The sequence below is a fragment of the Sphingomonas cellulosilytica genome, assembly GCF_052321755.1.
GTDB lineage: Bacteria > Pseudomonadota > Alphaproteobacteria > Sphingomonadales > Sphingomonadaceae > Sphingomonas.
In genome coordinates this window covers 210179-230237 of sequence record NZ_JBQRTT010000003.1, presented here as the reverse complement: position 1 = coordinate 230237, position 20059 = coordinate 210179, and the positions used below count along the sequence as shown (strand labels likewise).

Here is a 20059-nt window from a genome sequence, read left to right as displayed (position 1 = left end):
TGCCCCTCCACCAGCCTGACGGCTGGTCCCCCTCCCCGTACCGGGGAGGAATGATGGGAGAGAGACGTGGCCAAGTTCCTGGCATTCGGCGAGATCATGCTGCGGCTGTCGCCGCCGGGGCGCGAGCTGCTGCTCCAGACGCCGCGCTTCGACGTGTGGGTGGCGGGCGCGGAAGCCAATGTCGCCACCGCGCTCGCCCGGCTCGGCCATGACGTCGGCTTCGCCAGCATGGTGCCGGACAACGATCTCGGCCGATCGGCGATCGGCACCTTGCGCAGCCATGGCGTCGACACCCGCGGCATCCGCTTCGGCGGCCACCGCATGGGCCTGTATTTCGTTACTTCGGGCGCCGGCATGCGCGCCACCGAAGTGATCTACGACCGCGCGCATTCGAGCTTCGCCGAGGCGCCGGCCGATGCGTGGGACTGGGATGCCCTGTTCGACGGCGTCGACGGTTTCCATCTCTCCGGCATCACCCCGGCCCTGGGCGCGGTGCCGGCACAGAGCGCCATCGCCGCCGTCCGCGCTGCCGCCGCACGCGGCATACCGATCTCGTTCGACGGCAATTACCGCGCCAAATTGTGGGAGCGCTGGGACGCCGATCCGCGCGCGCTGCTCACCCAGCTGGTCGAACATGCCGAGCTGATGTTCGGCAACCATCGCGATATCGCGCTGCTGCTCGACCGCGACTTCTCCGCGCATGACGGCGAGGACCGGCGCCGTGATGCGGCCGAGGCGGCCTTCGCCGCCTTCCCCAAGCTCAAGACGATCGCGTCCACCGCGCGCCATGTCGAGAACGTCGACCTGCACCGCGTCTCGGCACGGATCGATACGCGCGACGGCCATGCCCAGACCGAGGAGGTGGTGCTCGCCGGCATCGTCGACCGGATCGGCGGCGGCGATGCCTTCGCCAGCGGCGTGCTGCACGCGCTGCGCAACGGTGGCGATATCGGCGCGGCGGCGGCGACCGGCCTGGCGCTCACCGCACTGAAGCATTCGCTGCCGGGCGATGCCTCGCTGTTCCGCCAGGCCGATATCGACGCTTATCTGGCAGGTGGCCTGGATGTCCGCCGCTGACGGGGTGAGCCGCCGCGCGGCGATCGGCGCCGGCGCGGCGATGGTGCTGACCGCCGGCGCGCGCGCCCAGGCGCCGGCGGCGGTACGCGCACCGGCGGGCGACTTCGTCGGTACGCGCGATGGCGAGGTCCACGCCTTTCGCGGCATCCGCTATGCGCGCGCCGAGCGTTTCCGGGCGCCCGTACCGGTGTCGCAGCCGGGACGGACCGTCCGCGCCGAGGCGTTCGGCCCGGTCTGCCCGCAAAAGGGGCCATACGGTCCGCAGGACGAGGATTGCCTGTTCCTCAACGTCTGGACCGCCGATCCGCGTAGCGACGCGAAGAAGCCGGTGATGATCTACATCCACGGCGGCGCCTATTCGAACGGCAGCGTCACCGATCCGCTGAACGACGGCCGGAATCTCGCCGCGCGCGGCGATGCGGTGGTGGTGACGGTGAACCACCGGCTCAACGCCTTCGGCTATCTCTATCTCGCCCGGCTCGACCCGCGCTTTCCCGACAGCGGCAATGCCGGGCAGCTCGACCTGATCTGCGCTCTGCGATGGGTGCGCGACAATATCGCCGCTTTCGGTGGCGATCCCCGCCGCGTCATGGTGTTCGGCCAGTCGGGCGGCGGCGCCAAGATCGCGACGATGATGGGCATGCCCGCCGCCAAGGGCCTGTTTCACCGCGCCGCGACGATGAGCGGGCAGCAGGTCACCGCATCGGGGCCGCTCAACGCCACCGCGCGGGCCAAGGCGTTCCTCGCCAAGCTGGGGCAGGGCGACGTCGCGACGCTGCCGACCGCACGGCTGGTCGAGGCGCTGGAGGCGGTCGATCCGATCCTGGGCGGCGGCGTCTATTTCGGGCCGGTGCTCGACATGCGCTGGCTGACCCGCCACCCGTTCTGGCCGGATGCCAACCCGCAAGGGCTCGCCATCCCGATGATGCTGGGCAACGTGCACGACGAGACGCGGGCCTTCATCGGCGCCGATTCGCCCCGGCTGCGCGGGCTGACCTGGGACAATTTGCCCGAGCGGATGGCACCCGAACTCAGGATCGACATCCTGCCCGAATGGGTGGTCGCGCAATATCGCGCGCAATTCCCGACGTGGAGCCCGCTCGACGTCTTCTACGGGGCGACGACCGCGGGCCGCAGCTGGCGCGGGCAGGTGATCGAGGCGGAGGAGCGCGCCCGCGCCGGCGCCCCCGCCTTCGTCTATCAGGTCGATTACGCCTCGCGCACCGATCCGCGGCGCGGCGCCTTCCACACCATGGATATTCCCCTGGTGTTCGGCACGCTCGACGCCAAGGGATCGGAGACGGGGACCGGCGCCGATGCCCGGTCCGCCAGCAAGGCGATGCAGGACAGCTTCGTCGCCTTCGCGCGCAGCGGCGACCCCAATCACCCCGGATCGCCTCGCTGGCCGCGCTACACGCTGGAGGGCCGGGCGACGATGATCTTCGATGCAAGGAGCCGGGTGGAGAACGATCCGCGTCGCTGGCAGCGCGAACTGTTCGCGCGCGTGCCGTACATCCAGCCGGGGACCTGAACCGCTCGCCGCCGCTTGCCCGCGGCGGAACGATGTGCCGCGCCGCGCGCTCCTAGCGACCGAGAGGTCGCATGAAAATCACGTTTGAAGAACAAGGCTTTGCGGCGCTTGCCGCGCGTCCCCACACCGCCGCCGTATCCGGCGAGACCGATCCGCTGACAGCGGTGGCGCTCTGCCCGCCGGCATTCCTCAGCGCGGTGCCCTGCTGTTCAGTGACGCGCGAGCACCTGCGCGACGGCTTCGCCACCTCGACCGGCCAGGCCATGGCGCAGCATCGTGCGTTGCACGAGACGCTGGCGGCGCGCGGCGTCGCCTGCCACATCCTGCCGGCCGAGCCCGACCTGGCCGATCTCTGCTTCACCCGCGACGTCGCGGTGACGACCCCGTGGGGCCTCGTCGCGCTCAATCCGGCGCTGCCGCACCGCGCCCGTGAATCGGCGCATCTTGCCCGCGTCGCCGGCCAGTGGACGACCGGCGCGATCGCGCGGGTGGCGGAGGGCACGATCGAAGGCGGCGACGTCTGCATCGCGCGGCCCGGCCTGCTGATCCTCGGCATCTCCGGCGAGCGCACCGACGAAGCCGGCGCGGATGCCTTCGCCGCCCGCTTCGAGGCGGAGGGATGGGAGGTGCTGCGCTATCGCTACGACCCGCATTTCCTCCATCTCGACACGCTGTTCTGCATGCTGGACGCCAGCCATGCGCTCGCCTCCACGGAGGTGCTGGACGACGCCTTTCTGGCCGCGGTGGCGGCGCGCGGCATCTCGGTGCTGCCCGTCACCTACAAGGAGGCGCGGCGGCTCGGCTGCAACATCCTGTCGCTCGATGGCCGCACCATCCTCGCCGGAGCGGCGACGCCGCGGGTATCGGCGATGATGCGCGATGCGCGGTTCGAGGTGGTCGAACTCGCCATCGACCAGTTCACCGCCTGCGGCGGCGGCATCCACTGCCTGACGATGCCGCTGGCCCGACGCAGCGGGTCGTGACCGGACGAAACATGGTGCTGCGGTAGGATAGCGGCGAACGACACCTTCAGCCGATCGGCGCCCGCGCGGTGAAATCGCCGGGGCCACCGGATGTGCTCGCGCTCCATGCCGCCCGCGCAGGCGAGTCGTCGCAATCTCCTTCGGGCGCGTGCGCTGCGGCGACGGACTGCCGTTTCGAGCGAGGATCTTGTGCAGCAATGCGACATGTGGCGCGGCATAGCGCTCGTTCACAAACGATGTTCTAGTTCGTTCTTGCACATGACCTTCCCGGCAAGCTGATGCAGAACAGGGAGCCTGCACGTGATCGCCGATAGGTGACATCGCCACCATGGGCACGCGCAATGCCGCGAACGACGGCAAGGCCGAGCCCCGACCCGCCCGATCGTTCGGTGCCACGGGCAAACTGACGGAAGGCATCGTCTTCGAAGCCGATCGGAAGGCCCGGCCCCCTGTCACTCACCATGATCGCCGCGGCACCGTCCGTGTAGCGAACCTCGATGCGCAACGTGCAGGGGTCGGCATAGCGGCGGGCATTGTCGACGAGTGCGATCACCGCCTGACGGATCCGGGCCATGTCTGCCCGGATGCTGCCGGCTTGTAGCACCAGGTCGAGGCCGAAGCCTGCGGGCGTCAGGAGCGCCAACAGCAATGGCTGCATGTCGTTCAATTCCGCCGCGAGATCGACGTCTTCCGTGCGCAGTTCGAGCCGTCCGCTGTCGGCGAGGCTGACACTGCGCAGGTCCTCGACCAGCCGGGTCAGGCCATCCACCTGCTTCATGAGCCCGACGAGGAGACTGTCGTCGAGGGGAAAGACACCGTCTTTCGCCCCCTGCAGGCGGCCGCGCAGGATGGTCAACGGTGTCCGCAGCTCATGCGCGATCTGGGCGTTCCAGACCTTCACATCGTCCGACATCCGCTCGAGCCGGTCGGCCATCGCGTTGAAGTCGGCGATGAGGAGCGCGGTCTCGCCATGCGCTCCCGGCACTGCCTCGACCCGGGCCGTCAGGTCGCCTTTCGCGACCCGCCGCACCGCCTCGTCCACCGCGGCGAGCGGCCCGATGATCCTGCGCGCGAGCCGGATCGCGATGGCGATGGCCAGCGCTATTCCCAGGACGCAGGCGGACAGCATGATACCGACGTCCAGCCCCGTGGTATCCGCCACCCCCGGTGGCAGTGGAGCGACGATCCGCCATCGCTCCAGCACGGCATAGACGATGTAGAAGATCGCAGTGCTGACGACCACCGCCACGAAGGCGAGCGTCGCCATGGTGACGGACAGTTGCCGGCTCAGGCCGATCCGCCCCTTCATCCGCGCGACCAGAGCCGGTAGCCGACGCCGCGCACGCCTTCGGGCATATCGACGACGCCGGCGTGTTCCAGCTTGCGGCGCAGCTTGCTCACATGGCTGTCCACCGTGCGGTCGAGGGCGTCCGATCGGGGCAGGCACGCATCGAGCAATTCGCTGCGGCTGAAGACCCGGCCGGGGGTGCGCGCCATGTGTTCGAGCAGGCGGAACTCGGTCAGCGTGAGCGTTACCTGGCCCTGATCCGTGCGCACCATGTGTCCGGCGATGTCGATCTCGACCGGACCGACGCGAAGCACGCCCGTACCCCGCTGCCCGCCCGAACGTCGCAACACCGCTTTCACCCGTGCCACCACCTCGACCGGATTGAACGGCTTGACGACATAATCGTCCGCTCCGACCCGCAACGCTTGGAGCTTGTCGATATCCTGGTCGAGCGCGGTGGTGACGATCACCGGCGTATGTCCGCGACGCCGGACCTCCGACAGAACGTCCCAGCCGTCCATGACGGGCATCGAGATGTCGAGGACGACGATATCGGGCTTGAGGGCCAGATCGAGATCGAGTGCGGTGCGGCCGTCGTTCGCCTGCACGGTGCGGAAACCTTCACGCTCCAGATAGGCGCGGACGATGTCGGCGATATCCCTGTCGTCTTCCGCGATCAGGACGAGCGGGCTCATGGGGCGGATCCGTTTGGCATGATCGCATCCTACCGGCGCGGCCCTCCGAAGCCAGCGCCCCTCGACGCAATCTCCACACAGTCTCGACCAGGACGCAACGGATCGCGCCGATAGGCGACGCCATGACGTGCCAATCCCTTCAGAAAGCCGCACGGCAGGCGATGTTGATCGTCCGACGCGACCAACTGGCCGCAGCCGGCGCGCTCTACCGGGCATTGGGTGGCGGCGCTGCATCCGAAGCAACGCGGAGACGGAGCGCAGGCTACACCCCCGTGCCGGCACGAAAGCCATGACGCCGACGACCCCCATCGAGATGGGACCGGCCGGCGTGGATCCGGGTGCCGGCTGGCAGTGGCGCTTCTGGTCGATCTTTGCCGGACAGTCGCTGTCGCTGGTCGGGTCCGCCGTCACCCAGTTCGTGCTGATCTGGTGGATCACCGACCTGACCGGCGATCTTGGAGCGCTGGCCACGGCGGGCCTGGTCGCGCTGTTGCCCCAGGCATTGCTGGGGCCCGTCGGGGGGACGTTCGCCGATCGCTACAGCCGCCGCATGCTGATGATCGTCTCCGACCTCGTCGCGGCGCTGTGCATCCTCGCTCTGATCGCCTTGTTCCTGAGCGGCCGTATCGCGCTCTGGCATGTCTATGCGGCGATGTTCGTCCGCAGCGCGGCGACCGCGTTCCAGATGCCGGCGGCCGTGGCGAGCGAAGCGATGCTGGTGCCGAGGCACTTCCTGGCGCGCGCCGCCGGGCTCAACCAGACGCTGGTGGGATTCGTGACCGTGGCCGCCGCACCGCTGGGGGCGCTGGCGATCGGAGTGATGCCGATCGGCATGGCGCTGTGGATCGATGTCGGCACAGCCCTGCTCGGCATCACGCCGCTGCTCGTCTTCGCCATCCCGCAACATCGCATCGCGGGCGCGAGAACCGGCATCTGGGCGGAGTTTCTGGAGGGGGTCGGGCTGGTCCGGCGAAGCCCACAGCTGCTGCGCATCTATGCGCTGCTGACCGCCGTGGTCCTCGTCATCATGCCGACCTTCACCTTGTTGCCGCTGCTGGTGAAGCAGCATTTCGGCGGCGGGCCGGCGGAGGTCGCGATCATCGAGAGCCTCGGCGGTGTGGGCATGATCGCGGGGGGCGTCATCGTCGCGATGATCGTTCCCAGGCGGCTGGTCTCGTGGATCCTCGTCGGCTTCACCCTGTCCTGCGCGACGTTGGCGGCGACGGCGCTGATGCCACCCGAGCTGTTCTGGCTCGCGGCGACGTTCTGGGCCTTGAGCGGCGTCACCTTCATCCTGGGCGATGCGCCGTTCACCGCACTTGTCCAGACCACCGTTCCCAACCAGCTGCAGGGTCGGGTGCTGGCGCTGCTCGAGACACTGATGGGCCTCGCCGCCCCGATCGGTCTCGTCGCCGCTGCCCCGCTGGGAGAGTTGATCGGCGTACGCTGGCTGTTCGTGCTGATGGGGGCCGCGGGTACGATGGTCAGCCTGATGGCGTTCCTGTCCGGCGAGTTGCGGCGGGCGGATTGATGGCGGTCGCTGGCGTCTGTTGCCCTCGGCTCACCGCTCCGAAGCCGGCGTTCCGCCTTTCACCATAACCAGCCGGTCCAGGCCCGTGCTGCGTCGCCTTGACGAGCGGCAGCCAAGCGGGGTTCCAGTCACCGAGGCATGCACGCGTACTGCCGGGATGCTGCTTGGATACTGCGACGTCTCTGTGACCCTATCGCGTTCCCCGAGGTCGCGCGCAGCCAACACTGCGAGCAGTGCCGGCAATGGCCTGACTTGGTCCGTCGTAAGCAGCCCTGCCCGCCAAGCGGCGGCAATATCAGAGAAAAATGGTGCTGCCGGTGAGGATTGAACTCACGACCTCAGCCTTACCAAGAAAATTCCAGACGGGTTCCATAGGTTCCTGTTGGTATCTAGCGGATGTTAACTCGCAGATTTCCGTCGTTTATCAGGCTTCGTAGGTACCCGGCGGGTGCCGCAGGTTACTTCCTGCGTGTGACCCGGTCCTGACCGAAATTCCGGTCACCGGCCCGATGAGGAACGATGGGAATGACGGGCGAGCGAAGCGGATCGAGACGATCGGTCACACGGATCACGAAGTCCAGCGTGGAGGCGCTCGCGGTGCCGCCGCCGGGTGGGAGGACGGTCCTGTGGGACGCCGAGGTGAAGGGTTTCGGAGTCAGGGTCAGCAGCGGCGGCGACCGCACCTATGTGCTCCGCTATCAGGTCGGGGGACGGGACGAGAAGCAGCGGCAGGTGACGATCGGCAGGCATGGCTCGCCGTACACGGCAGAACAGGCGCGTCGGCGCGCGCTCGAGCTCCTCGCGTCGGTGCGATCTGGCTCCGATCCGGCGGCCGAGCGCGAATCCGCGCGGGTCGCCAAGGCGGCCGAGGTCGATCGGCGCGCGGAGCGGATGTTCGACGTTCTCGCCGACCGTTGGTTCGAGCGCCACGTGAAGGGGGACGGGCTAAGGAGCTTGAAGGACGTCGAGGGCGTGCTCGAGCGGGACATCAAGCCGGCGTTCGCGGGGCTCACCGCCGACGAGATCACGAAGGGCAAGGTGATCGAAGCGCTGGAGATCGTCGGGGAGCGCAGCAGGGCGGCGGCCAACAAGATGCACAAGTGGCTCAGGCAGATGTTCAACTGGTTCGTCGAGCGCGGGGTCGTCGAGCACTCGCCGCTCGATCGCGTCCGGCGGCCGCATGTCGAGCCCGCTCGCAAGCGTGTCCTCTCCCTCCTCGAGGTCGCGACGGTTTGGCTGGCGGCGGGAGAGCTTCCGGAACCGTTCGCGTCCTTCTACCGCCTGCTGATCCTGACCGGACAGCGTCTGCGCGAGGTTGCGGGCATGCAGTGGGCGGAGCTGGATCTCGAGCGTGCCGAATGGCTGCTTCCGGGCAGCCGCACCAAGAACAAGAACGAGCACCTGCTTCCCCTCTCCACCCAGGCGATGTCCATCGTGCAGGCTCTGAACGGAAGGGGGGCACGTTCCGGCCCGGTGCTTACCACCGACGGGCGCGTGTCCATCGCCGGTTTCAGCAAGTTGAAGACCGCTCTGGACGAGTGCGTCGCATCTGCCCTGACCGGCAACGCTCCTGCCGCGCTGCGGCTCGGGAGCGTGCTGCCGCACTGGGTCGTGCACGACTTGCGGCGTTCCCTCGCGACCGGGTGCCAGTCGATGGGCATCACCATGGAGGTCACGGAGGCGGTGCTCAACCAGGTCGGCGCGCGACGAGCCGGCGTGCGCGGCATCTACCAGCTGTACGACTACTTCGACGAGAAGGCGGACGCGCTGCAGCGCTGGGGCGATCTCGTCGTCGCGGCGGCCGACGAACTCGCGAAGGGCAACGTCGAGGGGGTGCTGGCAATCGACCCCGCCCGAAGGACGAGGCGGCGACCGCCGGCGGCGAGCCAGTAGCTGCGGCTGCGCCTCCGAATGCGCAAGGCGTGCATGCTCTGACGAAGAGAGAGCCGGTTCTCCCACGCAAACGGGACCGGTGACGGGGAGAGGCTCAGCCTCGCCGTCGTCGAGACGTCGGTGGGAAGGCTCTCTGTAGCTATCACCCCGCCCCCGAAGGCTCGCTGGTCCAGGTCCACTCCGGCGGTCACCGCTCTTGCCGTCACCGTCGCCTCAGGTCGTGGAGGTGGGTCCTGACGTCAGGCCGCCGCCGCGATCCGATCCTCTCCGAGGCTCCCGATGGCGGGCTTGGCCCGTACGATATGTTCGAACGTCTCGATCGGAGAAGGCCGGCCCAGGAGATATCCCTGCACCTGGGAGCAGCCCTCCGCCCGCAGCATGGCGATTTGGCTCTCGTCCTCCACACCCTCGGCCACGACGGACAATCCGAGACCGCGGCCGAGCCCGATCACCGCCTGCACGATGGCGCGGGCCTGTTGATCGCGCGCCATGTCCCGGATGAACGATTGATCGATCTTGACCTTGTCGAACGGGAAGCGGCGGAAGTAGCTGAGCGACGAATAGCCGGTCCCGAAGTCGTCCATCGAAATCTGGCAGCCGATCGCCTTCAGACGTTTCAGAATGTCGATGGCGCGGGTCGTGTCGCGGATGAGGAAGCCCTCCGTGACCTCGAGGATCAGGCGGGTTGGATCAAGACCCGTCATGGCGAGGACGGAAACCACATCCTTGGCGAAGTCGCCACTCAGCAACTGCACGGGTGACAGGTTGACCGCGATCTTGAGCGGAACCGACCAACGCTGCGCCTCGGTCGCGGCCATCGTGAGGATCTGGCGGCCGAGCTCGACGATCAGACCGCTTTCCTCCGCAACCGAGATGAACGAGTCCGGCGACACGTCGCCAAGGGAAGGGTGGTGCCATCGCGCGAGCACTTCGAAGGTGACGATCTGATCACGCTCGAGGCACATGATGGGTTGATAGACCGGCACGATGGCCTTCTCGGCGATGGCGGTGCGCAACTCGGCCTCGATCATCCGCCTCCGGTGAACGGCCCGATCCATCGACACGTCGAAGAACGAAATCGTTCCAGGTCCTTCGGCTTTGGAACGATAGAGCGCCATGTCCGCGTTGCGCAGCAAATCCGATGCGTCGCTGCCGTCGGCGGGAGATATCGCGACGCCCAACGAAGCGTCCAGGTGCGCCACGCGGCCGGAAAGCATGATCGGTGCCTTGACCGAGTCGACGATGCGTTTCGCCAGCATCGTCGCGCGGCTGCCATCGGCATCGCATTCGCATAGAACGGCGAATTCGTCGCCGCCCAGTCGCGCGACGAGGGCATCGTCGCCGCAAGTCGCCTCGAGGCGCTTGGCCAACTCCACCAGCACCTCGTCTCCGAACCCATGTCCGTAGAGGTCGTTGACGATCTTGAAGCGATCGATGTCGATGCACAGCAGGGCGCAGGGAATCGGTCCCGATCGTGCTTCCAGCATCGCGGTCAACCGATCGGTGAGGTTCGTGCGGTTCGCCAGACCGGTGAGCCCGTCATGACACGCGAGATGCCTCAGCCGATCCTGAGCGGCGCGGCTTTCCGTGACGTCCTCTGATATGCCAAGGACGTAGCGCGGCATGTCGTTCCCGTCCGGATCGATGCCCAGTTTCTGCGAACGAACGACGATGGTCGATCCGTCCGATCTGGTGAGCGTCTCCTCCGACAGGACGGTGTGTCGGGCGGCGAGTGCGATCCGATCGTTCTCGACGAACACGTCCGCGTTCATCGACGAGAACAACTCGGCGTCGGTCCGACCCAGGATGGTGTCGCGAGAGAGTTTGGTGAGTGCTTCGAACGTCCTGTTGACGAGCGTGTAGCGCCCATCTTCGGCGTCCTTGACGAATAGCATGACCGGCATCGCTTCGATGACCGTGTCGAGTAGCGCCTGGGTGCGGTGGCGCTCGGCCTCGAGCGCCTTTCGATCCGAAACGTCCCGGACGATCGCCGCGAACCCTGCGGGTGAGCCGCCTTCATCGGACCAGGTTCCAAGCGACAGTTCGATCGGGATTTCCCGGCCATCGCGCCGACACGCCGGTAGTTCGATGATCTTCCCGAACAGGCGTGGGATTCCACCGGCCGCCACCCTCGCCAAACCTCCCGCGTGACGGGCGCGAAGGTGCTCGGGGACGATGAGGTCGAGCGTCTGTCCGATCGCCTCCTCCGCCGTCCAGCCGAGCATCCGGGCAGCAGCCGTGTTCCAGTAGGTGATCCTGTTGCGGGTGTCGGCGCAGATGACGGCGTCCGACGTCGTTTCCGCGATGAGGGTCGCGACGCGTCCGATCGCACGGGATCTGCGTAGCGCGAGATGGTCGACGACGATCTTCGCCAATCCGTCGAGCAGCGCGGCGGTATCGGCGCTCATGGGAGGTCGGGCGATGGTGTCGACGATGCACAGCGCTCCGACACGATGGCCGCCGGCCGTGATCAGCGGCGATCCGGCGTAGTAGCGGACGTGGGGCGGCCCGGTGACGAGCGGATTGTCGGCGAAGCGTGGATCCTTGCTCGCGTCACAGATCTCCAGCGCCTCGTCGCCGAGGATGGTCTGTCCGCAGAACGCGATGTCGCGGGCGACCTCGCAGGCATCGACTCCCACTCTCGACTTGATCCACTGACGCTTGGCGTCGATGAAGCTGACGGCTGCGATCGGCGCACCCGTCAGGCGGGCGGCCAGCTTAGTTATGTGGTCGAACTCCGCCTCGTCGATGGTGTCGAGGATGTCGAGCCTGTGAAGGGAGCGCAGCCTTGCCTCCTCGATCTGCTCGACACCGTCCACCGTCATGCTCTCCGATCCAATCGCTTCTGAATAGCTTACAGCGATTAAGCGGCGGTTTACATCGATGCTCCGACTCGGACACGCACATATGCGTCTTGATGCGCGATTCGACTTTACGAACGGCCATCCCCTTACTTCTTCATCGGATGACCGATCCTGACATCCATAGCAGGTCGCTGGACGGGCTCGTCAACGACCGCGTCGGTCCCGGCCGGAAGACGGCGGCGGCATGCCCTTCAGAAGTAGTAGCCTGCCATGACGAGCGCGGAGACCTTCCAACGATCATCGCCACCTTGCGCTGCGCCGGAGGAATATTGTCCTGCGCCGACGTAGGGATCGTTGCGGGCGATCAGACCTTCGGTCCAGACCTTGATCCTGCCGGTCGCCTTGTCGTTCCAGAAGACGCCGATGTTGATCCTCTGGGTGTCCGCGAAGCCATGCGCCTCCTTCAGCACTCGCGCGTAGCTGGCGTAGGCGTTCAGCCTGAACGGAAACCAGCGGGCATCGAACGCATGGCTGGCTTCGCCGAACAGCATCGTGCTCCTCGTGGCTATGTTGTAGGAGAAGTCGTAGTCGCCGACCGCGATGAGGTCGTTTCGGCCGGCGTTCTCGGGGGCTACGACCTGCCGCGCCGCCAGCAGTTTCAGGTTCACCGGGGCCCTCGTGTCCTTGATGCTCAGCGCGTAGGCGCGGCGCGAACCCGTGCGGCCGGTGTCGTAGTTGCGCACGTCAGACAACCACGCCGATGCCGACATCGTCAGACTGCCCCTGGCCGATGACCCGAGCTGATACTGGATCCGACCGGCTGCGATGTTGCGCTCGGTGTTTGCGGAGGTGTCGGGCAGGTAGGCATCGCCCTTCACGATGTTGACGCTGTAGCGAGCGGAGTCCCGGCTCCTGCCGAACCCCGCCGGGCCGGTGGTCGGGAAGAACCCGGCGGTGAACGACAGCGGTCCCCCGGTGTGGCTGTAGCTCATCCCAGCGTTGTAGACCTCCTCCAGGCCGTAGACGAAGCCCAGCGTGTTGTACCAGGACGATCCCCAGTAGCGCTCGTCGAAGGGCACGGGGAGGACGCCGACCGACACCTTGTCCGACCCGGTGATCTTGGCTCCTGCGTATGCGTATGCGGGGAAATTGATTTCGCCCGGATAGGCGTCGTATCCCGCTCTTCGGCCGTAGATGAAGTTCGCTCCGTAGAAGCGATATTCCGCGGATCCGAAGAACGTACTGGAGTCGTAGTCGGCGGTGACGATGACGGTGTCGAACGACAGGTGCGTCGAGGTGTAGCGTTCTCCGGATGGACGTGCGTCGTCGAAGCGCATGTCGATGCGCCCCCGGATGCCGAGCCCCAGCTTGAACTTCGGCGTTTGGGATGGCGCGTCGGGTTCGGGGAGCCGCACGATCTCCTGGTCGGCGGAGGGCGGGGCGGTCGGCGGCGGGACCGGCGCTGCTGGCTCGGTCGCTTGCGGCAGGTCCTGCGCGCCGGCGACAGTGCAGATGGCGGCCGCGACCAGCACCGTCGATGCGATGAGTGTCACCTTGTTCCTCTCCGATGATCGACGTGACGTGCCTCTCCGGGCGTCATCGCACCTACAGATCGAGCGTCAGCTTCCCGGTCTTCGCACGGGACACGCAGATGCACATGTAGTCGTTCTGCTCGCGCTCATCGCCCTGGAACACGCTGTCGCGATGATCGACTTCGCCATCCAGCACGTTGACGATGCACGAGCCGCACATTCCCTCGGAGCAGCCGAACTCGACGTCGTAGTTGGCGGATCGAAGCACGCCCAGGATCGTCTCGCCCGGACCGATCCGATAGGTGTCGCCGCTGGAGGCGATCCGCACCTCGAACGCTTCGGTCGGACCTCCGAGCGCGTCTGGCGCGGCGGCGAAGCGCTCGAAATGGATGTTCGGGCGCTTCAGGCGCTCGCCTGCGTTCAACACGGCGGCCAACATCGGTTCTGGACCGCAGACGTAGATGTGCCCGTCCGCCGGGTGATCGGCGATCAGCGCATCGATGTCGCACAGGCCGTCGGCGGCGTCGCAGTGCAGCCGATAGGCGTCTCCTACGCCGAGGGCGCCGAACGCCCCGTCCAGCGCCGCATCGTCCCGTGTCCGTGTGAGATAGGCGAGGCGGAAGTCGGCGGACCTGGCCGCGAGATGCCGCGCCATGGCCAGGATCGGCGTCGCACCGATGCCGCCGCCGATGAGCAGTACGGCACGATCGGAATCCTGCAGGGCGAAGTGGTTGCGTGGCCCGCCCAATTCGATCGTCACGCCCTCCACCAGTGCGTGCATCGCCTGCGATCCGCCGCGCCCGCTGGCCTCCCGTTTGACTGCGACGGCCAGCCAGGCGCCATCGGGATCCCAGTCGCACAGCGAATACTGCCGGATCAGATCGTCGCTCAGCCGCAGGTCGACATGGGCGCCGGGTTCCAACCCGGCGATGCGGCCTTCGAGCGGTTCGAAGCGGAACTCCGCGATGTCCGCGCTGAGCCTGGTCTTTCGGATGAGCCGAACGGGAATGGACATGTCAGATCTCCTTGCGACTGCGCCAAGCCTCGAACCTGAGGCGTGCCTTGACCCCGATGCCGACGAAGGGGCGCGGCGGGTTGCGAACGGGCATGGCCGACACGGCCTCCATGTCGCGGAGAAGCGGGCTGGTCATGCCGCTCGCCGCTTCCGCCAGCAGACGGCCTGAAACGGTGCCCCTCGCGGCACCGACGCCATTGTCCGCGTTGGCGCCCCACACGCCGGCCGCCATTTCCCCGAAGAAGCTGACGCGGTTGCGCGATAGCGCGGTGACGCCGCCCCAGGTGCTGTCGAACGCGACCTCGGCGAGCTGCGGCCAGCGCCGCGAGAGGGCGATTCGATGGCTCTCCCGGACGCGGTCCAGCATGGCCTCGGTCGCGGCATAGGCACCGACGTAGTCGTATTGGTTGCGGATCAGCAGGCGTCGATCCTGCGTCATGCGGATCGTCGTGCCGCCCACATCGGCGGGCGTCAGGCCCCAGTCGAGCTTGCCCCCGAATGCGGCGATCTGCGCATCATCCAGCGGCCGGGTGAACGACGCGAAGGTCGCGATCGGCAGGATGCGCCGCTTCATCCATCCGAATTCAGGCGTGTACGCGCTCGTCGCTGCGATGATGCCGCCGGTCCGCAAGGTCACCGAGACGCCGCCGCGCCTCAGCGTCAGGTCGAAGCCGCCCCGCGTGCGCCGCTGATGCGTGACGGGACATCCATCGAGCAGCACGACGTTGGCCGGCAGCGACCGGGCCAGACCACGGACCAGCCGAGCCGGGTTCATCAGGATGCAACCTGGGGTGTGGATCGCGCCTTGATAGTAGTCCGTCCCGGTCAACTCTGCGACGTCGACGCGGTCCATCATCCGATAGGGCTGGTCTATGCCGTCGAGTATGCGCGCGAATCTCGTCATCGCGGCCACGCCCGTCCCGCCGATCGCCGCCTGCAGCTTGCCTGCGCGCGACCACTCGCATTCGATGCCGTGGCGCTGCACCAGCGTCTCGAGATCGGCGATGGCGGATTCGTTCAGCCGCACGACGCGACGCATCCGCTCGGGCTCTCCCACGTCGAGATCGAACTTGTGCGGCAGATCGATGACGAAGCCGGAATTGCGCCCCGACGATCCCCAACCAACCGCGCGGCCGTCGATCAGGGCGACGGTTCGGCTCGGGTTCAGCTCGGCGAGCCGCCGGGCGGCGGCCAGGCCGGTGAAGCCCGCTCCGATAACTGCCCAATCTACGCTGCTCGGTGGCGCGGCGCTGCCCATCACCGACAGTTCGGACAAGGTCACCCAGCCGGCGGGCGTATCGGGGAGCGGCGTACGGCGGACAGCTCCAACTTGCGAAAACATCTCTGGCCTCTCCGTCTGTTCCGTTCAGAGAGCGCCGATCCACCGTCTCCTTCAATCCGCGAAAAACTCATATTGGCTTTAGGTCAGTTCACCTGTAGTCTGGGTGAAGGAGAGTAGAGTCATGTCCAGACGCATGTACGACCTGCCCCCGCTCAGCACGCTGACCACGTTCGAGGCGGCCGCGCGTCATCTCAGCTTCAAGAACGCGGCGGTCGAACTGAACGTCACGCCAGGCGCGGTCAGCCATCAGATCAAGGCGTTGGAGAGCGAACTGGGCACGACGCTGTTCCGACGTCGCCATCGCGGCGTCGAGCTCACCGCCGACGGCGGCAAGCTGTTCTCGACTCTGGCGGAGAGCTTCTACAGGATCTCCGCCCAGCTGCGGGAGGTGCGGGCGAAGCGCGGCGAGAAGCGCGTCAAGATCGGCACGACTTCGGCGGTCGCGAATCTGTGGACCTCCCACATGCTGTCGACCTTCTGGCGCGAACATCCCGACATCACGGTCGACCAGCTGGTTTCCGAGGAGGGATTTGGTGCGGAAGCGGCTTTGGACATGTACATTCGATACGGCAAGGACCATCGCAGCGACTGGAGCCAGCAGCCGATCTACCGAGACGAACTCGTGCCCGTCGGCGACCCAGCCTTGGCCATCGCGTTGAGTGGCGCGTCGATCGAAGTGTTGTCCGAGCAGCGGCTGATCCATCTGGAGCAGAACGACTACAGCTGGACCACGTGGAACGACTGGTTCACGGCTCAGGGTCATCCCGAAGTCGGCGATCGGGGATTCCGGGTCAACAACTACATGATCGGACTTCATGCGGCGATGGACGGCATGGGGCTGATGCTGGGGTGGCGACGGTTGGTCGGGCCGCTGCTCGAAGGAGGTCGGCTGAAGGTGGTGGAAGGGCACAGCATCCCCGCGCCGCGCCGCTTCTATCTCGTCTCGCGGCCGGATGAGGACCTCGCCGCGCCCGCGCGTCTTCTCAAGGGTTGGATCGGCGGGATCACGGATTAGATGATCTCAACCCAGCCTTAATTTTTCCGACATTGAGCGTCGGCGCCATCGAACTGATCCTCCGGGCAACCATTTCACGGAGAGGCCCGATGAAGCACGTCACCGATCTGGACGCCGTCCACGCGCCGATAGAGCAGGCCAGAGGCCTGCCCAACGAGCACTATGTCGATCCTGCGGTCTTCGCCGAAGAGCGCAAGTCTGTGCTCTTCGACAACTGGGCCGGCGTCGGGTTCGGCAAGGACGTGCCGGAGGCGGGCGACGCCAGGCCGATCGACTTCCTCGGCATGCCGCTGCTGCTGGTGCGCGACCGGAACGGTGGCGTGAACGTCTTCCAGAACACCTGCCGCCACCGGGGCATGATCCTGGTCGATCAGCCCACCAGGATCCGCGGAGCGATCCGCTGCCCTTACCACAGCTGGTGCTACGGACTGGATGGCGGCTTGCGTACGACGCCGCACATCGGGGGGCCAGGTCAGAACACGCACGAGGACGTCGATCCCACCGCGTTGGGACTCGTCAGGGTGCGCAGCCATGTCTGGCTCGACGTCGTCTACGTCAACGTGAACGGAAACGCCGAGCCGTTCGAGGAGGTGCACGCCGATCTGCTCGCGCGGTGGGCGGATTTCGACCAGCCCATGCACTTCGGCGGCGAGGCGGCTGGTTTCCAGCTGGAGGTGAACACCAATTGGAAACTGGCGGTCGAGAACTATTGCGAAAGCTATCATCTGCCGTGGGTGCATCCGGGTCTCAACAGCTATTCGCGCCTTGAGGACCATTACAACATCGAGGGGCGGTCGGAATATTCCGGTCAGGGAACTCTGGTCTATCAACAGCTCAAAGATGCGCAGGGCAACGTGCTGCCCGATTTTTCCGGCCTGCCATCCAAATGGCATCAGGGCGGCGAGTACGTGTCGCTGTATCCGAACGTCCTCCTGGGCGTCCAACGCGATCATGCCTTCGCGTTGATCCTCCAGCCCATCGGCCTCGAGAAGACCATCGAGCATGTGGCCCTCTACTTCGCGCAGGCGCCAGGTGGCTCAGAGGAACAGGACGGCTTGCGCGCCGAGAGCGCCCAGCGTTGGCGCGAGGTCTTCAAGGAGGACATCTTCGTCGTCGAAGGCATGCAGCGTGGGCGCCACGGCCTTCTGTTCGACGGAGGGCATTTCTCCCCCGCGATGGACGGTCCGACGCACAACTTCCACAAGTGGGTCGCCACGCAGGTCGAAGCCGGGCGCGCGGCGGCATGAGCTATCGCAACTTCCTGGCAGGCAGATGGGTCGATGGCGATGCGGTCCTCGCCGTGGAGGACCCGGCGACCGGCGAGACTGTGGCCGAGGCTCCCGTGGCAGGTGACCGGACGCTCGCCGTCGCACTGGACGCGGCGCGGGCCAGCGTCGATCGCGGCGACATGTCGTCGATCGTGCCGCATCGGCGCGCCGATCTGATGCGCCGCATAGCGCGGGAGATCCGCGAGGTGACGGCCGAAGGGGCGGAGGTTCTGACGCGCGAAAGCGGAAAGCGCCTCTCCGATGCGCGTGGCGAGTTCGAGGAGGCCGCCGCCTATTTCGACTACTACGGCGGCATGGCCGACAAGATGGAGGGCAAGCAGATCCCGCTCGGCCCCGACTACGTCGACTACACGGTGCTCGAACCTGTCGGTGTTTCGGCGCAGATCGTGCCGTGGAACTTCCCGGTATCGCTCGCCGCTCGTTCGCTCGCCCCCGCCCTGGCGACTGGCAACGCCGTGATCGTCAAGTCGCCCGAACTCGACCCTCTCGGCCTCATCGTGCTCGCCCGTGCGATCGAGGCGGCCGGTGTACCCGAAGGTGCCGTGTCGATCCTCAACGGCGTCGGATCAGACTTCGGCGCCAAGCTCGTCGCCAGCACGCGCATCGACCAGATCGTCTTCACCGGGTCCGTGCCCACGGGACAGGCGATCCTGCGCGCGGCGGCGTGGAACGTCACGCCGTCGCTGATGGAGCTGGGCGGCAAGTCGGCGGCGATCGCGTTCGACGATGCCGATCTCGCCGCGCTGCTCGACAGCGTGCGGAGCGGCATCTTCTTCAACGCCGGCCAGGTCTGTTCCGCGATGTCGCGCCTCCTCGTCCACCGCAGCCTGTACGTCCGGGCGGTCGAGGCATGCGCGGCCTTGGCCGACGGCCTGACGCCGGGTCATGGGCTGGACGAAGCCGATCACACGCCCGTCATCTCCGACCGGCAGCTGCAGGGCATCGTCGCGATGGTCGACCGGGCCAGGAGCGAAGGCGCGACGACGGCGGCCGGCGGCGGGCGGCTTGATCGGGTCGGACACTTCATGGCGGCCACCGTGCTGAGCGACGTCAGCCCCGATGCCGCCATCGCGCGCGAGGAGGTGTTCGGCCCGGTCCTGTCGATGATGCCGTTCGACACCGAGGACGAGGCGATCCGCATCGCCAACGGGACCGACTTCGGTCTGGTGGCGGGCGTCTTCACTCAGGATCTGTCCCGCGCCCACCGGGTCGCCGCACGATTGCGTGCGGGGCAGGTGTTCATCAACGAATGGTTCGCTGGCGGCATCTCCACCCCCTTCGGAGGGGTCGGCAAGTCCGGTTTCGGTCGTGAGAAGGGCATCGAGGCGCTCTACAACTACGTGCGCACGAAGAACGTCGCGATCCGGTTGCGGCGATGAGCCCGTCCATCGAACCCGAGGAATGGGCCGGTCTGGAGCGCAAGCTGCTCGACGCGCATCGGCGGGGTGACGCCACGACGCTGGTGGCGATCTACACGCGGGCTGCGGACACGCTGGAGCGGGACGCGCGCATCGACGAGGCGTGCTTCTACCTGACCCAGGCCTACGTTCTGGCGCTGGAGACCGGGGCGGCGGAAACCGCAGCGCTCGACCGCCGTCTCGTCGCACATGGCCGCAACTGGATGGTCCCGGAATGGGCGTGACCGTCGTTCGCCGGAACGACGTGGTGCTCGCGCATCGCGGCGGTCCGCCCGGTGACGCGCTGGTGGGACGGGCGATAGACACGCGGCTGTCTTCGTCGTTGGGCGCGGGTTTCGGCCGTTTCGACGGCTGCGCGGTGGAGTGGACGCTCCGCTACGACGAAGTCGTCTACGTGATCGCCGGTCGTTTCGTCGTGACGGTCGATGGGAGGGAGCACGTGGCCGAGGCGGGCGACGTGATGTGGATACCCGAGGGCACGCACGTCACCTACGGCGGCGAAGAGGCGCACATCTTCTATGCGGTCCAGCCCGGCGATTGGGCGGGCCGCCCCGCGCCGAAGTAGCGCGGGCAGGGGTTCGGAAGCACAAGCAGAATAGAAGTAGGAGAGGCGAAGTTGCAGATAAGTTCGGCCGGCCACGCGCCG

16 protein-coding genes are annotated in these 20059 nt (G+C 66.9%); 10 read left to right on the top strand and 6 right to left on the bottom strand.

All coding sequences use genetic code 11. The features are described 5' to 3' along the window. Positions 1–66 precede the first annotated feature (66 nt). The 3 genes from ACTZQ5_RS06370 to ACTZQ5_RS06360 all read left to right on the top strand — a co-directional run bounded on the left by ACTZQ5_RS06370 (position 67) and on the right by ACTZQ5_RS06360 (position 3591). The gene (locus ACTZQ5_RS06370) at positions 67–1077 is read left to right on the top strand and encodes a PfkB family carbohydrate kinase (RefSeq protein WP_443584323.1); all 1011 of its coding nucleotides are present in this window, start codon (positions 67–69) and stop codon (positions 1075–1077) included. Then, positions 1064–2608: a carboxylesterase/lipase family protein gene (locus tag ACTZQ5_RS06365; RefSeq protein ID WP_443584322.1), complete on the top strand. Its 1545-nt coding sequence runs from the start codon at positions 1064–1066 to the stop codon at positions 2606–2608. Before ACTZQ5_RS06370 ends, ACTZQ5_RS06365 begins: the two co-directional genes overlap by 14 nt. Positions 2609–2679: 71 nt before the next feature. Beyond that, positions 2680–3591, top strand: a complete 912-nt coding sequence (locus ACTZQ5_RS06360; RefSeq protein WP_443584321.1) for a dimethylarginine dimethylaminohydrolase family protein — start codon at positions 2680–2682, stop codon at positions 3589–3591. Positions 3592–3832: 241 nt separating this feature from the next. On the opposite strand, the gene ACTZQ5_RS06355 is transcribed toward ACTZQ5_RS06360, so the two are convergent. Together ACTZQ5_RS06355 and ACTZQ5_RS06350 are read right to left on the bottom strand one after the other, a co-directional pair. Beyond that, a complete protein-coding gene (locus ACTZQ5_RS06355; protein WP_443584320.1) occupies positions 3833–4900 on the bottom strand; it encodes an ATP-binding protein in 1068 nt (355 codons plus the stop codon). Further along, the gene (locus tag ACTZQ5_RS06350; RefSeq protein ID WP_443584319.1) at positions 4897–5574 is read right to left on the bottom strand and encodes a response regulator; all 678 of its coding nucleotides are present in this window, start codon (positions 5572–5574) and stop codon (positions 4897–4899) included. The genes ACTZQ5_RS06355 and ACTZQ5_RS06350 overlap by 4 nt, the downstream gene beginning before the upstream one ends. A gap of 289 nt (positions 5575–5863) precedes the next feature. Here ACTZQ5_RS06350 and ACTZQ5_RS06345 point away from each other — a divergent pair, with 289 nt between their 5' ends. Both ACTZQ5_RS06345 and ACTZQ5_RS06340 read left to right on the top strand, forming a co-directional pair. Further along, a complete protein-coding gene (locus tag ACTZQ5_RS06345; RefSeq protein ID WP_443584318.1) occupies positions 5864–7105 on the top strand; it encodes an MFS transporter in 1242 nt (413 codons plus the stop codon). 525 nt (positions 7106–7630) lie between these two features. Then, positions 7631–8998 (top strand): tyrosine-type recombinase/integrase, encoded by a 1368-nt coding sequence (locus ACTZQ5_RS06340; protein WP_443584317.1) that lies wholly within the window; start codon positions 7631–7633, stop codon positions 8996–8998. Positions 8999–9237: 239 nt separating this feature from the next. Here the strand turns inward: ACTZQ5_RS06340 and ACTZQ5_RS06335 are convergent, their stop codons facing one another. From ACTZQ5_RS06335 to ACTZQ5_RS06320, 4 genes are all read right to left on the bottom strand, one after another. Next, complete coding sequence (locus tag ACTZQ5_RS06335) at positions 9238–11823, bottom strand: sensor domain-containing phosphodiesterase (protein WP_443584316.1); 2586 nt, start codon at positions 11821–11823, stop codon at positions 9238–9240. Positions 11824–12053: 230 nt separating this feature from the next. Beyond that, on the bottom strand, positions 12054–13355 hold the full coding sequence (locus tag ACTZQ5_RS06330; protein WP_443584315.1) for a hypothetical protein: 1302 nt from the start codon (positions 13353–13355) through the stop codon (positions 12054–12056). A 52-nt stretch (positions 13356–13407) separates the two neighbouring features. Continuing rightward, positions 13408–14349, bottom strand: coding sequence for a PDR/VanB family oxidoreductase (locus ACTZQ5_RS06325; protein ID WP_443584314.1), 942 nt, complete (start codon positions 14347–14349; stop codon positions 13408–13410). A 1-nt stretch (position 14350) separates the two neighbouring features. Then, on the bottom strand, positions 14351–15607 hold the full coding sequence (locus ACTZQ5_RS06320) for an NAD(P)/FAD-dependent oxidoreductase (RefSeq protein WP_443584313.1): 1257 nt from the start codon (positions 15605–15607) through the stop codon (positions 14351–14353). Positions 15608–15824: 217 nt separating this feature from the next. Between ACTZQ5_RS06320 and ACTZQ5_RS06315 the strand changes: the two genes are divergently transcribed. The 5 genes from ACTZQ5_RS06315 (at position 15825) to ACTZQ5_RS06295 (ending at position 19978) form a co-directional block, all read left to right on the top strand. After that, positions 15825–16706, top strand: coding sequence for a LysR substrate-binding domain-containing protein (locus tag ACTZQ5_RS06315; RefSeq protein WP_443584312.1), 882 nt, complete (start codon positions 15825–15827; stop codon positions 16704–16706). 89 nt (positions 16707–16795) lie between these two features. Further along, positions 16796–17953, top strand: coding sequence for an aromatic ring-hydroxylating oxygenase subunit alpha (locus tag ACTZQ5_RS06310; RefSeq protein WP_443584311.1), 1158 nt, complete (start codon positions 16796–16798; stop codon positions 17951–17953). After that, positions 17950–19374, top strand: coding sequence for an aldehyde dehydrogenase family protein (locus tag ACTZQ5_RS06305; protein ID WP_443584310.1), 1425 nt, complete (start codon positions 17950–17952; stop codon positions 19372–19374). The genes ACTZQ5_RS06310 and ACTZQ5_RS06305 overlap by 4 nt, the downstream gene beginning before the upstream one ends. After that, on the top strand, positions 19371–19637 hold the full coding sequence (locus tag ACTZQ5_RS06300; RefSeq protein ID WP_443584309.1) for a hypothetical protein: 267 nt from the start codon (positions 19371–19373) through the stop codon (positions 19635–19637). The genes ACTZQ5_RS06305 and ACTZQ5_RS06300 overlap by 4 nt, the downstream gene beginning before the upstream one ends. After that, positions 19628–19978 carry a EutQ-related cupin domain-containing protein gene (locus ACTZQ5_RS06295; protein WP_443584308.1) on the top strand — a complete coding sequence of 117 codons (351 nt, stop codon included), beginning with the start codon at positions 19628–19630 and terminating at the stop codon, positions 19976–19978. Before ACTZQ5_RS06300 ends, ACTZQ5_RS06295 begins: the two co-directional genes overlap by 10 nt. The last annotated feature ends 81 nt before the right edge of the window (positions 19979–20059 follow it).

Coding starts and splice junctions, on each gene's coding strand:
- ACTZQ5_RS06360 (WP_443584321.1), top strand. CDS start 2,680: ATGAAAATCACGTTTGAAGAACAAGGCTTTGCGGCGCTTGCCGCGCGT.
- ACTZQ5_RS06300 (WP_443584309.1), top strand. CDS start 19,371: ATGAGCCCGTCCATCGAACCCGAGGAATGGGCCGGTCTGGAGCGCAAG.
- ACTZQ5_RS06325 (WP_443584314.1), bottom strand. CDS start 14,349: ATGTCCATTCCCGTTCGGCTCATCCGAAAGACCAGGCTCAGCGCGGAC.
- ACTZQ5_RS06365 (WP_443584322.1), top strand. CDS start 1,064: ATGTCCGCCGCTGACGGGGTGAGCCGCCGCGCGGCGATCGGCGCCGGC.
- ACTZQ5_RS06315 (WP_443584312.1), top strand. CDS start 15,825: ATGTACGACCTGCCCCCGCTCAGCACGCTGACCACGTTCGAGGCGGCC.
- ACTZQ5_RS06340 (WP_443584317.1), top strand. CDS start 7,631: ATGACGGGCGAGCGAAGCGGATCGAGACGATCGGTCACACGGATCACG.
- ACTZQ5_RS06320 (WP_443584313.1), bottom strand. CDS start 15,607: ATGGGCAGCGCCGCGCCACCGAGCAGCGTAGATTGGGCAGTTATCGGA.
- ACTZQ5_RS06310 (WP_443584311.1), top strand. CDS start 16,796: ATGAAGCACGTCACCGATCTGGACGCCGTCCACGCGCCGATAGAGCAG.
- ACTZQ5_RS06350 (WP_443584319.1), bottom strand. CDS start 5,574: ATGAGCCCGCTCGTCCTGATCGCGGAAGACGACAGGGATATCGCCGAC.
- ACTZQ5_RS06355 (WP_443584320.1), bottom strand. CDS start 4,900: ATGAAGGGGCGGATCGGCCTGAGCCGGCAACTGTCCGTCACCATGGCG.
- ACTZQ5_RS06295 (WP_443584308.1), top strand. CDS start 19,628: ATGGGCGTGACCGTCGTTCGCCGGAACGACGTGGTGCTCGCGCATCGC.
- ACTZQ5_RS06335 (WP_443584316.1), bottom strand. CDS start 11,823: ATGACGGTGGACGGTGTCGAGCAGATCGAGGAGGCAAGGCTGCGCTCC.
- ACTZQ5_RS06345 (WP_443584318.1), top strand. CDS start 5,864: ATGACGCCGACGACCCCCATCGAGATGGGACCGGCCGGCGTGGATCCG.
- ACTZQ5_RS06305 (WP_443584310.1), top strand. CDS start 17,950: ATGAGCTATCGCAACTTCCTGGCAGGCAGATGGGTCGATGGCGATGCG.